The sequence below is a fragment of the Streptomyces sp. 7R007 genome, from assembly GCF_054850255.1.
In genome coordinates, this window is sequence record NZ_JBTWMV010000037.1 from 17,465 (window position 1) to 29,475 (window position 12,011).

12 protein-coding genes are annotated in these 12,011 nt (G+C 71.2%); 7 read left to right on the forward strand and 5 right to left on the reverse strand.

Going from position 1 to position 12,011, the window contains the following annotated elements:
- The 3 genes from ACYF6T_RS33380 to ACYF6T_RS33390 are packed head-to-tail and all read right to left on the reverse strand — an operon-like array spanning position 1 to position 2,443.
- Positions 1-879 (reverse strand): ABC transporter permease, encoded by an 879-nt coding sequence (locus tag ACYF6T_RS33380; protein ID WP_461701203.1) that lies wholly within the window; start codon positions 877-879, stop codon positions 1-3.
- A gap of 18 nt (positions 880-897) precedes the next feature.
- Positions 898-1,740 (reverse strand): sulfurtransferase, encoded by an 843-nt coding sequence (locus ACYF6T_RS33385; protein ID WP_461701205.1) that lies wholly within the window; start codon positions 1,738-1,740, stop codon positions 898-900.
- Position 1,741: 1 nt separating this feature from the next.
- Positions 1,742-2,443 carry an alpha/beta hydrolase gene (locus tag ACYF6T_RS33390; RefSeq protein WP_461701207.1) on the reverse strand — a complete coding sequence of 234 codons (702 nt, stop codon included), beginning with the start codon at positions 2,441-2,443 and terminating at the stop codon, positions 1,742-1,744.
- A gap of 329 nt (positions 2,444-2,772) precedes the next feature.
- On the opposite strand from ACYF6T_RS33390, the gene ACYF6T_RS33395 reads away from it, so the two are divergent.
- Entirely contained in the window at positions 2,773-3,627 is an 855-nt protein-coding gene (locus tag ACYF6T_RS33395) for a LysR family transcriptional regulator (protein WP_461701208.1), read from the forward strand.
- Between the two features lie 108 nt (positions 3,628-3,735).
- Here the strand turns inward: ACYF6T_RS33395 and ACYF6T_RS33400 are convergent, their stop codons facing one another.
- A complete protein-coding gene (locus ACYF6T_RS33400) occupies positions 3,736-4,512 on the reverse strand; it encodes an NADPH-dependent F420 reductase (protein ID WP_461701209.1) in 777 nt (258 codons plus the stop codon).
- Positions 4,513-4,586: 74 nt separating this feature from the next.
- Here ACYF6T_RS33400 and ACYF6T_RS33405 point away from each other — a divergent pair, with 74 nt between their 5' ends.
- The 6 genes from ACYF6T_RS33405 (at position 4,587) to ACYF6T_RS33430 (ending at position 10,428) form a co-directional block, all read left to right on the forward strand.
- Positions 4,587-4,967: a winged helix-turn-helix transcriptional regulator gene (locus ACYF6T_RS33405; RefSeq protein ID WP_461701211.1), complete on the forward strand. Its 381-nt coding sequence runs from the start codon at positions 4,587-4,589 to the stop codon at positions 4,965-4,967.
- Between the two features lie 247 nt (positions 4,968-5,214).
- Positions 5,215-7,407 carry a catalase/peroxidase HPI gene (gene katG / locus ACYF6T_RS33410; RefSeq protein WP_461701212.1) on the forward strand — a complete coding sequence of 731 codons (2,193 nt, stop codon included), beginning with the start codon at positions 5,215-5,217 and terminating at the stop codon, positions 7,405-7,407.
- 308 nt (positions 7,408-7,715) lie between these two features.
- The gene (locus tag ACYF6T_RS33415; RefSeq protein ID WP_461701214.1) at positions 7,716-8,156 is read left to right on the forward strand and encodes a VOC family protein; all 441 of its coding nucleotides are present in this window, start codon (positions 7,716-7,718) and stop codon (positions 8,154-8,156) included.
- Positions 8,157-8,320: 164 nt separating this feature from the next.
- Complete coding sequence (locus ACYF6T_RS33420) at positions 8,321-8,998, forward strand: ANTAR domain-containing protein (RefSeq protein ID WP_461701215.1); 678 nt, start codon at positions 8,321-8,323, stop codon at positions 8,996-8,998.
- 51 nt (positions 8,999-9,049) lie between these two features.
- Positions 9,050-9,799 (forward strand): GAF and ANTAR domain-containing protein, encoded by a 750-nt coding sequence (locus tag ACYF6T_RS33425; protein WP_461701217.1) that lies wholly within the window; start codon positions 9,050-9,052, stop codon positions 9,797-9,799.
- A gap of 218 nt (positions 9,800-10,017) precedes the next feature.
- The gene (locus tag ACYF6T_RS33430) at positions 10,018-10,428 is read left to right on the forward strand and encodes an STAS domain-containing protein (RefSeq protein WP_461701218.1); all 411 of its coding nucleotides are present in this window, start codon (positions 10,018-10,020) and stop codon (positions 10,426-10,428) included.
- A gap of 309 nt (positions 10,429-10,737) precedes the next feature.
- Here the strand turns inward: ACYF6T_RS33430 and ACYF6T_RS33435 are convergent, their stop codons facing one another.
- Positions 10,738-11,922, reverse strand: a complete 1,185-nt coding sequence (locus ACYF6T_RS33435) for a hypothetical protein (RefSeq protein WP_461701219.1) — start codon at positions 11,920-11,922, stop codon at positions 10,738-10,740.
- Positions 11,923-12,011 lie beyond the last annotated feature (89 nt).

Consider the following 12,011-nt stretch of genomic DNA (forward strand, 5'->3'; position numbering starts at 1 on the left):
CTACGCCTCACCCTCGAAGTTGGCCCGCCAGGTCAGCAGGCGCCGCGACAGGAGCCGCACGGCGAAGTCGCAGGCCAGGCCCAGCAGCGCGTACACGACGAGGCACAGCACGATGACGTCCGTGCGGAAGTACTGCTGGGCGTTGCTCATCAGATAACCCAGGCCCTGATCGGCGTTGATCTGCTCGGCGAAGACCAGCGCCAGCCACGCCGTCGACAGCGCGTACCGGAGTCCCACGAGGGCGCCGGGCAGGGCACTCGGCAGGATCACGTACTTGATCAGACCGAACCGGCCCAGGCCCATCATCCGTGCCGCCTCGACGAGTTGAGCGTCGGTGGAGCGGATGCCGCCGTAGATGTTGAAGTACAGCGGGTAGGTCACGCCGAGCGCGACCAGCGCGATCTTCGGGGTCTCCTCGATGCCGAACCAGACGATGAAGAGCGGGATCAGGCCCACCCACGGGATCGCCCGGAACATGCCCATCGAGGAGTCGATGACGTCCTCGCCGAGCCGGAACAGGCCGGCGAGGAGAGACAGGCTCAGCGCGACGGTCGCACCGATCGCGAAGCCGATGGCGGCCCGGCGGCCCGACGCGGCGATGGCGTGGGGCAGTTCACCGTCCTTCGTCAGCTCGACCGCCTGGCGTACGACGTCCACCGGGGAGGCCAGCACGGACTCGGGCAGCAGCCCGGTGGCCGAAGCCAGGAACCACAACAGCACCAGGCCGACCGGTCCGGCCGACCGGCGGACGGAACGGGGGAGGGTGAGGCGGCGGCCGGTCCTTCGGGTGCCGCGGAGGGTGACGCGGGCGGACTGCTCGGGGACCTCGGGGAGGTCCGGTTGCGGCAGCACCGCCTGGGCGAGCGGTTTCGTCGTCATACGGGTCCCTTCAGCGGGTCAGGAGGGCGACGGACCGGTCGCGGCCGGTCGGGCGGGGTCGGCGGACCAGGCGGACCAGGAGCCGGGGAAGAGGACCGCCTCGAAACCGGCGATCTCCAGCGCGGCGATCTGGTGGGCGGCGGTGACGCCCGAACCGCAGTAGACGCCGATGCGCGTGGATTCGGTCGCGCCCGACTCCTCGAACCGCTTGCGCAGTTCGTCGGCGGGCAGGAAGGTGCCGTCGCCTGCGAGGTTCTCCCCCGTGGGCGCGGACACCGCGCCCGGGATGTGCCCGGCCCGGGGGTCCACGGGCTCCACGTCGCCCCGGTAGCGCTCGGCCGCCCTCGCGTCCAACAGCAGTCCGCCGGCGGCGAGTTCGGCAGCACCGTCGGCATCGGTGACGGGCAGGCCGCCCGCGCGCAGGACGACGTCGCCGGGCTGGGGTTCGGCGGGGACACCGGTCTCCAACGGCAGGCCCGCCGAGCGCCAGGCCCCCAACGCACCGTCGAGCAGCCGGACGTCCGCGACGCCGGCGTACCGCAGCAGCCACCAGGCCCGGGCGGCGGCCGTGTTGCCCGCGTCGTCGTACACGACCACCGGCCGCCCCTCACGCAGGCCCCACCTTCTCGCCGCCGCCTGGAAGTCGGCGAGGTCGGGAAGGGGATGCCGCCCGCCCCGCGGGGTCGGCGGCGCGGCCAGCTCGCGGTCGAGGTCGACGTAGACCGCGCCTGGAATGTGGCCGTCGGCGAAGTGGTCGCGGCCGTGCGGGTCGCCCAGGGCCCAGCGGACGTCGAGCACGAGCGGAGGAATGCCGGAGGCGAGCCGCTCACGCAGTTCGGAGACGGTGACGGTGACGCTCACGTCAGATCCCCTCGGCGATCGCGGGCAGCTCGGCCGACAGGCGCAGCCGCTCCAGGAACAGCACGACCGTGGCGGCGGCGGTGCGGTGCAGGGCGTCGTTGAGGACGTCGTGCCGACCGGCGTTGAAGGTCACGGTGCGGACGGTCGGGTGGCCCTCGTACGCACCGAGGGCGTCCTCGACCGGGCTGACCGCGTCGTCCTTGCCGTGCAGGGCCAGCACCGGCACGCGCACCTCCGCGAGCCGCAGTTCGGGCAGGGGCGGAGTGACGTCCAGGGCTCCTCGCCGGAACTGCGGGTCGTGGGTGAGGCGGCCCTGGTGGGTGGGGCAGGCGGTGCGGGCCTCCACCTCGTCCTCCCAGCCCCCGGATGTCCAGGGGGCGATGGGCAGGCCGGCCAGGATCAGCGCGTCCACGCCCGGGGTCTGCTCGGCGGCGAGGTGGACGGCATACCGGGCGCCGGTGTCCGAGCCGACCAGCACCTTCGGGCCGGACAGCGACTCGTCGGCCAGCAGCTTGGCGGCCTCGTCCAGTACGGACGGGTCGGTGGAGGCGTCACCGAGGGCACGTACCCGGTAGGCGTCGAAGGCGAGCCGGCGGCCGAACCGCTCGTACACGCCGCCGTGTTCACCACGCCCCGCCAGCACGATCAGCGTGCCGCGCGCGGCGAGGCCTTCGGGTTCGTCCCAGGAGAAGGATGCGGACATGAGGGGGCAACTCCCGTTTCAGGGCAGGGGACATACGGGACAGGGTGCGAAAAGGGCAGACGAGACCGGCTGTCACGTGTCAGTGCGGAGCGACGACGGACGCAATCAGCTCAGGGAGCGGAGACAGGCCGCGGAGAGGTCAGCGACAACGCGCGCTGCACGCCACGCCGAAGTCGATGACTCGGCGCTGCGTCAGCAGGGCAGCGGAAGCGGTCGCGTGCAGCATGCGCCCATCATGACCGGCTGCCGTCGACCGCGTCCAACGATGATTCCGCATCGAAACCGATCAGCAATCGCAATCGGTCGACGTCAGCGGCTATTGTCGCGGCATGTCCCGACCCGTCCTCGACATCGTGGCCCTGCGCAGCCTGACCGCGATAGCCGACTGCGGCGGCTTCCATCGCGCCGCGCAGGTGCTCTCCCTCAGCCAGTCGGCCGTCAGCCAGCATGTCCGCAAGCTGGAGAAGGCACTGGGACATCCGGTCGTCGAACGAGAGGGCCGGGGCACCCGGTTCACGGCCGAAGGCCGGCTGCTGCTGGAGCAGGCCCGCCGCATCCTCGCCGTGCACGACGAGGCCGTACGCACCCTGCTCGACGCGGACGGCGACACCGTCACCGTCGGCACCACCGAGCACGCCGCCGACCAGTTCCTGCCCCGGCTGACCGCCGCCGTCCAGCAGGTGCGCCCCGGCTGCCGGGTCCGCTTCCGCATCGACCGCTCCGCGCGCCTGGTGGAGGCCGTCGAGCGGGGCAGCGTGGACGTCGCGGTCTACGTCACCGAGGCCGCCGCCACCGAGGGCACCCGGGTCGGCGGCCTCCCGCTCACCTGGCACGCCGTGCCCGGCTGGGAGCCGCCGGCCGCACCCGCGCCGGTCCCGCTGGTGGCCATCGAGGACCCGTGTGCCATCCGCCGCCGCGCGATCGCCACCCTCGCCGCGCACGGCGTGCCCGCCACGGTCGTCGGCGACGCCGGCTATCTCGCGGGCGTCCTCGACATCGCCCGCACCGGCCAGGGCGTCGCCCTGCTCGCCTCGGTCGGCCCCGCCCCCGACGGCCTGACCCCCTACGAGGGCCTGCCGTCGGTCACGCCCATCCCCATGAGCGCCCTGGCCCGCCCGGGCGCGGACCCGGCGACGGCGGAGGCCGCCTTCGCGGCCGTACGGGACCTGCTGCGCGAGGGCTAGGCCGGATCCGTCGCACCCCTCGTCCTGCGCTCGGCGCCGGCGCTAGGCGAGTGAGGCCGACGTTGATCAGCAGGTGGGGTGGGTGATTCGCCGCCCTCGGCGCGGCAGTCACCGCCGGCCCGGTTGACCACCTGGTCGGGAAGGCGGAGGACTTCCTGCCGGTGGCTGAGTGGCGGAGTGGGGCAGCCGGCCTGAGAACCCCTCACGGACAGCCCCCGCGCCGTCTTCCGTCTGCTGGTGGCCCGGTCCGGACGCGTATGCCAGCGGAGGCGCGATCGCCTGTACGTCCGCTCCCTCTCCGACCCACAACGCGATGAACAGCGCGGCCGTCGCTTCCAGGAGTCCCGCGCGATCCAGACCGCCGCCGGCCACGGGCTCGCAGCCGACGTCACGCACCAACGCGCGTACCCGAACGAGAGCCGTCTCGTCGTCCCCGCAGACCGGAACGGCCAGCGCTCGTCCATCGAAGACGGGCGGCCGCATGCGCCACACGTCCTCGTGGCAGAGGTTGAAAGCCTTCACCACATGGGCCCCCGGTGCCGCCGCGGCAAGTCGCTGCGCGGCTGAGGGGCCGCCTTCCGTCAGCAGCCGAAAGCCCGGTCCGACCGGGTTGGAGCAGTCCAGCAACACCTTGTCCTCCAGCACCGCGCGCAGATCCCGCACCACCTCCGCTCCCGCCCCGAAGGGCAGCGCGGCCAGCACCACCTGACCGGCCTCGGCCGCCGCCCGCAGGCCGGCGGGCCGCGCGCCGCCCCCGATGCGCCTCGCGAGCCGCCGGGCCTTGTGCGCGTCCCGCCCTCCGATGACCACCTCGTGCCCGGCCCGCACCCAGTGGGTGGCGAGCGCGTCGGCCATGTTGCCCGTGCCCAGTACACCGATCCTCATCACGCGGTCCCTCTCCGTGCCTGCTTCGAGCGTTCACACCGACGCTAGAAGGCCGTTCGGGCACCATGTGGTACGTGACGACCGACGCCTTCCTCGCCGACTGCCGCGCCCGCCTCGCCTTCGACCTGCTCTCCAACACCTGGAACGCCGTGGTGCTGTGGGCACTGCGCGACGGCCCCCGGCGCCCGGTCGAACTGCGGCAGCGGATCGGGGGCATCAGCTCCAAGGTCCTCACCGAGACCCTGCGCCGGCTGCGGTTCAACGGACTGGTCGAGCGGCAGGCACACCCCGACGCCCCCTCACGGGTCGAGTACCGGCTCACCCCTTTGGGTCAGACCTTGCTGGCGCCCATCGACGCCGTCGGCGCGTGGGCTTTTGAACACGGCGACGAGGTGATGGCCGCGCAGGAAGCAGCCTGTGCCTCCGCCTCGCAGTCCTCTCCCCCAACCCGCTGAGCCGATCCGGCCCCGCCACGTCATGGTGTTCGCTGCGACAAGGGAAAATCCCCACGGCACAGAAACAGAAAGATCCCCTCTTCTCCCCTGTCTGTCCCGCGGGATGCCGTGCGTGTTTCATGGAGGTGCGGCCCCCGGTGCGCGACCATATGGACGCGCCGCAGCGCATATTCAGCCGGTCTGCTCCTTGGCGTACGGAAAACGCCAGCCGGCCGAAGAAATCACCGAGACAGGAAGAAGGACGGGCATGTCCGGCAGTGAAAGCGAGAACCCGGCGATCCCTTCCCCGACGCCCACGCCAACTCGGCGGCCCAGGACGAATCGGGACTGGTGGCCGAATCAGCTGGACCTCCAGGTTCTCCACCAGCACTCGCCCCGAGCCAACCCGATGGACGAGGACTTCGACTACGCGGCCGAGTTCGCGACCCTCGATGTCGAAGCGCTGAAGCGTGACGTCTTCGAAGTGATGACGAAGTCCCAGGACTGGTGGCCGGCCGACTACGGTCACTACGGGCCGCTGTTCATCCGGATGAGCTGGCACGCCGCGGGCACGTACCGCATCGCGGACGGCCGAGGCGGGGGCGGCAGCGGCGCACAGCGCTTCGCCCCGCTCAACAGCTGGCCGGACAACGCGAGCCTGGACAAGGCACGCCGACTGCTGTGGCCGGTGAAATTGAAATACGGGCAGAAGATCTCCTGGGCCGATCTTCTGGTCTTCGCGGGAAACTGCGCCATGGAATCCATGGGGTTCAAGACGTTCGGGTTCGGTTTCGGGCGAGAGGACATCTGGGAACCCGAGGAGATCTTCTGGGGGCCCGAGGACACCTGGCTGGGAGACGAGCGCTACAGCGGTGACCGGGAACTCAGCGGTCCTCTGGGCGCCGTACAGATGGGACTGATCTACGTCAATCCGGAGGGGCCCAACGGAAATCCGGACCCGATGGCCGCCGCCCGGGACATCCGGGAGACCTTCGGGCGCATGGCCATGAACGACGAGGAGACGGTCGCGCTCATCGTCGGCGGCCACACCTTCGGCAAGTGCCACGGCGCCGTCGAACCCAGTTATCTCGGCCCGGAACCCGAGGCCGCCCCCATCGAGCAGCAGGGCCTGGGCTGGCGGAACACCTACGGCACCGGCACCGGCCCCCACGCGCTCACCAGCGGTCTGGAGGGCGCCTGGACCACCGAGCCCACCCGGTGGGACAACGGGTACCTGGACAATCTCTACGGCTACGAGTGGGAGCTGACCACCAGCCCCGCCGGCGCCCACCAGTGGACCCCCTCGGACCCCGCGGCCAGGGACACCGTGCCAGACGCCCACGATCCGTCGAAGCGGCACGCCCCCATGATGCTGACGACGGACCTGGCGCTGAAGGTGGACCCGGTCTACGGCCCGATCACGAAGAGGTTCCACGAGAACCCGGACGAACTCGCGGTGGCCTTCGCCAAGGCCTGGTACAAACTGCTGCACCGCGACATGGGTCCCCTCTCGCGTTACCTCGGCCCGTGGATCCCCGAGCCGCAGCTGTGGCAGGACCCCGTCCCGGACGTCGAGCACGACCTGGTCGGGGACGACGACGTCGCCGCCCTGAAGGACCGGATCCTCGCCTCCGGCCTTTCTCCCTCCCACCTGGTCACCACCGCCTGGGCGTCGGCGTCGAGCTTCCGCGGCACCGACAAGCGCGGCGGGGCGAACGGCGCGCGCATCCGGCTCGCACCGCAGAAGGACTGGGAGCTCAACAACCTCCCCGAGGTGACCGGGGTACTGCGCACGCTCGAACAGATCCAGCAGGACTTCAACCGCTCCCAGACCGGCGCGACGCGCGTCTCCCTCGCCGACCTGATCGTCCTCGGCGGCTGCGCGGCCGTCGAGCAGGCCGCACGGAACGCCGGGCACGACGTCACGGTCCCCTTCGCACCGGGGCGTACGGACGCCTCACAGGAGCAGACCGACGCGGCGTCCTTCGCCGTGCTGGAACCCAAGGCGGACGCCTTCCGCAACTACCTTCCGGCGGGCCAGAAGCTGTCACCGGAGACCCTGATGCTGGACCGGGCCAACCTGCTGACACTGACCGCCCCCGAGATGACGGTACTGATCGGCGGCATGCGAGCCCTGGACACCGGCTTCAAGGGATCCCGCCACGGAGTCCTGACCGACCGGCCGGGAAGCCTCACCAACGACTTCTTCCGCAATCTGCTCGACATGGGCACGGAATGGCAGGCGTCGGCCACCGACGAGAACGTGTTCGAAGGCCGCGACCGCGCCACAGGTGAGGTCAAGTGGACCGCGACCGCGGTCGACCTGGTCTTCGGTGCGCACTCGCAGCTCCGCGCCATCTCCGAGGTGTACGCGCCCCACAGCGCGCGGGAGAAGTTCGTACGCGACTTCGTGGCAGCGTGGAACAAGGTGATGAACCTCGACCGGTTCGACCTCGCCTGAGCCCGTCGCCGCGACGAGCCGTACCGCGCCGTCATGCACGCGCATCCCGGCTGTCGCGGACGAAGGACCTCGCCGGGCGTTCGGTCGACGTGTCACGCATCGTCCGTCTGCCCCGGCGAGGGCGCCGGGTTCACGGGTCTGCCGCGGCGGTGCTCGGGCACGATGCAGAGGTTCCGGGAAATCGGTGGTCCGCGGATGTCGAGAACGTGCCACCGGCTCCGTCCCAGGGACATCAGCGGCCACCACCGGCCGTATGAGAAGGCCCGAGAAGGAACCCGGGCAAGCCCGACAAAGAGGGAGAAGCCAGCATGGCCATTCAGCGGATGGACAACGTCGGCATCGTCGTCGAGGACATGGACGCCGCCGTCGCGTTCTTCGTGGAACTCGGCATGGAGTTGGAGGGCAGGGGCACGGTGGAGGGCTCCTTCGCCGACCAGTGCACCGGACTCGACGGCGTGCGCTGCGACATCGCCATGCTCCGCACCCCGGACGGCCACAGCCGGCTGGAGCTGGCCAAGTACCGCAGCCCCGCGGTGATCAGCGACGGGCCGCGCAACCGGCCGCACAACGTTCTGGGCACGCACCGCGTCATGTACGCCGTCGACGACATCAAGGACACCGTTGCCCGCCTGCGCCCGCACGGCGGCGAACTCGTCGGCGAGATCGCCCGGTTCGAGGACAGCTACCTGCTGTGCTACCTCCGCGGCCCGGAGGGCATCATCATCGGACTGGCCCAGCAACTGGGCTGAGGAGCCCCGGACCGCGTGCGTGGTCTCGGGGCGGGCGCCGCGGCATGACCTGTCGGTATCACTGACGAGCTGTCACGCGGTGCCGGGACGACTACGCTGGGTAGGTGCGGCCGGCGCCCGGTAGGCCGCACGGAACGTTCCGGCGAAGGCGTGGGGGTGAGGTCATGGGGTTCACGGTCGGTGAACTTCTGGACATCCTGCCGGTGGCGGCGAGCGAGGAGAAGCGCCGGGTGTGGGCGGTCACCTGCGCGCAGGCTCTGGGACTGGGCGGGCTGGCCATCGCCCTGGACCAGGAACTGGTGTGGTTCAGCGACGACACCAGTGCGCGCCTGGCAGACCTGCAGTTCGTCCTCGGGCAGGGCCCTGGTCTGTCCTTCGGCCAGGAGACACCGGTGCGTGAGGTGCCCGATCTGGAGCGGCTGCTGGCCCAGCAGTGGCCGCAGTTCACCACCGAGGCGCAGGAGCTGGGGATCGCTGCCCTGTTCGTCTGGCCCGTGCGCATGGGAGCCGTCCAGGTGGGGACGATGACGGGTTACCGGCGCACGGCCGGGCCGCTGGACCCGCAGCAGTCGGCGCAGGGCCAACTGGTCGCCGACGCACTCGCCCAGCACGTACTGAATCACTGGTCGGGCGGCGGTGGCAGCGGCACCGGCCGTGCGGGGATGGTGGAGCTGCACCGGGCGGAAGTGCACCAGGCCACCGGCGTCCTCAGCGAGCGGCTCGGTGTGCCGCTGGCCGAGGCCCTGGACCGGCTGCGCGCCCGGGCCTACGCCTCCGGTCAGACCCTTCAGGACACCGCCCGCACCGTCATCCGGGAGGAGTTGCCCGGTGACACCCCCTGACCCGGCCGGCCGTACCGGCCGCACTCTGCGCGGCAGTCAAGGAGTACATCCATGAGCAGGGAACAGCACATCGTGCGCACGTTCCTGGAGCTGGCCGACACCCTGGTGAAGGACTTCGACCTCGTCGACTTCCTGCACCAGATGACCGTCCGCTGCCAGGAACTCCTCGACGTCACCGATGCCGCGGTCTTCCTGGACCACCCCGGCACCCGTCTGCACAGCCCGGCGCCCTGCGACCCCGGCCCCAGCCTGCGCCATGTCCTGGACGCCGCCTGCGCGCAGGGCCCGGCCGTGGACGCCCACAGCAGCGCCCAGCCGGTCACCGAGCTGAGCCCGGCCGACGCGGCCGCACGCTGGCCGCGGTTCACCGCACAGCTGCGGCAGGCCGGCTACACCCGCGCCACCGCCCTGCCGATGCGTCTGCGCCAGGACACGATCGGCAGCCTCCTCCTGCTGCGCACCGCCGACCGGCCCCTGACCGCCGACGATCTCGCCCTCGCCCAGGCGATCGCCGACGCCGCCACCATCGGCCTGCTCCACGCCCGCTCCGTCAGCCAGCAGAACACCCTCAACGAACAACTCCACACCGCGCTGCAGAGCCGCATCCTCGTCGAACAGGCGAAAGGCGTCCTCGCGGTCCGCAGCAGCATCACCCTCAACCAGGCGTTCGCCGCCATCCGCCACTACGCCCGCCACCACCGCATCCTTCTCAACCAGGTCGCCCTGGACGTCATCGAGAACGGACTCACCCCCGCCCCCGCCCCCACCCAGCCTCGAACTGGCAAGGCAGACCCCGAGTAGAGCAGTCCGCCCTGCCCCGCGAAGACATCGGGCCGGAACGGATCAGCCCGTCAAGGCCGCGGCATAGCTTTCGCCTGTATGGGTGAACCTCGGGGTGGGTGAACGGTTATGCGTTTTCTGCGGTTCCTATGCTGGTTCGGCGTTGCCCCGGCCCCCGGCAACGGTCCGACGACCACGGCCTCCCGTCTTCCGCAGGGGGCCTCACGGCAGGAACCGCCATGGGCATCCAGGACACGCAGGCGGCCCCGGGACAGCGCCCGGATCAGCCGATGCCGGACAAACTGCCGCTCCCGGGCCGGCACGCGCGCAGTCGCCGTGTGGGCGGGATCATCGTGGTCGAGCTGTGCGGCATCATCGACCTGAGCACCATCCCCGAACTTCAGGCGCATACCGACGCCGCCACCGACCGGCACGGCGCCCGGGTGGTCGTGGACCTGCGGCGGGTGGAGTTCCTCGACTGCTCCACCCTCGGCCTGCTCTGCCGGACACGGCGCAGAGTACTGGAACGCGGCGGCCGTCTGGCAGTGGTCTGTGTCCGGCCCTGGCACCTGCGGATCCTCAAAGCCACCGGGCTGAGAGCGGTCTTCGCGCCGGTCGCCACCCTGCGGGACGCCCTGGAGGACGGGTAGTCGCGCGCCGGCGCGTCCCGCACAGACGGGTCTTCGCGAGGCTCCTGCCGGCCGCCCACCATCAAGTCGGCCGCCCTGGGCTGCGACAGCACCGCCCCCGCGTGCCGCAGCCCGTCGGCATCGATACGGCCGCAGGCCAAAGGGCGGCCGACTTGATTGCGCGTCGGGGAACGCACCGTGGCCCAGGCGGCGTTCGGCCGGCAGCTTTAGGTTCCACCGGCCCGTTCTCACAGGGCATCGCGTCCGTCAGCTCCAACGGCGTGCCCGGCGCCGGCAACACACACCGGCACTGCCCTTGTCGGGCGGGCGTCAGTCCGTGTGCTGGGCGCGGCGGCGGCGTGCGACGACGAGTGTGCCGGTACCCAGGGCCAGTGCCGCCGCGGCCGCGCCCGCGAGGGGCAGTGCCGAGGAGCCCGTGTCCGCCAGATTGCCCCCGGTCGTCGTCCCGCCGGTGGCCGACGACGACCCGCCGGCCGAGCCCGCGGTCGCGCCGCCCGTCCCCGTCGGGCCACTCGTCGGCTCAGTCGGCCCCCCGCCCGTGACGTCCAGCGTGATGTCGGCCTTGTCGTTGTCCTTGTTGGGGTCGAACGGCCGCGGTTCGGTGCTCAGCGCCACCGAGCCCTTGGCACCCGCCACCCGCTTGTCGATCTTCAGCTTGAAGGTGTACGTCTCCTGGCTGCCCTCGTTGAGCGACCGCATGCCGCAGACATACGTCCCCTGCTTGGCCTGGCAGAACTGGCCGCGCTTGACGACCGACGTTCCGGCGGGAAGCGTGATGATGACGCTGACGGGTCGGTCGCCTTCCCTGGGCCAGACCCAGGCGGGTCCGGCGTTGGTGAACGTCGCGTTCATCGTCACCGTCTCACCGACCCGGCCCTTCAACGCATCGCCCGTCACCTGGTAGTCGGCCGTGTTGACGACGGTGACGGGCACCGTGACGACCTGCGCCGATCCCGCGTCACCGGACTGCGCCTCGACCAGTTTCACCGCCGGTGCGGTCCCCGGCACCGGATCGGTGCCGTTGTCCTCGAAGCCGGGGGGACCGTCCAGGACCCGCACGCGGAGTTGCTCGTTGAGCGCGTGGTCGAGTGCCTCCACGTGCAGAAGCGTCTCGGGCGTGTAGACGACGCCCGGCTCCACCACCTGGTCGAACTCGCACGCCGCCGTCCACCGCTCGGGCATCTCGTCGTACGGCCGGACGTGTTGGACAAGGCAGTTGGAGGGGACCTCCGTATAGTCCAGTCCCCGGGTGACGTCGTAGGAGACCCACACCTTCTCGACGGCCGCGCTCCCCTTGTTGGCCACGGTCACCGGCACATCGAAGCCACTGCCCGGTTTCAACCCGTCGATCGGCGTGATGCCGCCGACGACCAGTCCGGGCGCGGGGTCATCGGCGATGGCGGCGGGTGCCGCGGCCAGCGTCGTCAGGCCGGCAGCGCCGAGGGTGACGACCGCGGTACGGAAGGCGCGGCGTCTGTGCGGGGGTACGGGCATGGCGAGATCCTCTGTCGGGGCGCGGGTGAACCAACGGTGACTTCCAGGCGAACAGTCCGTCGCCCAGTCCGTCGCTGCCTAGACTCCCG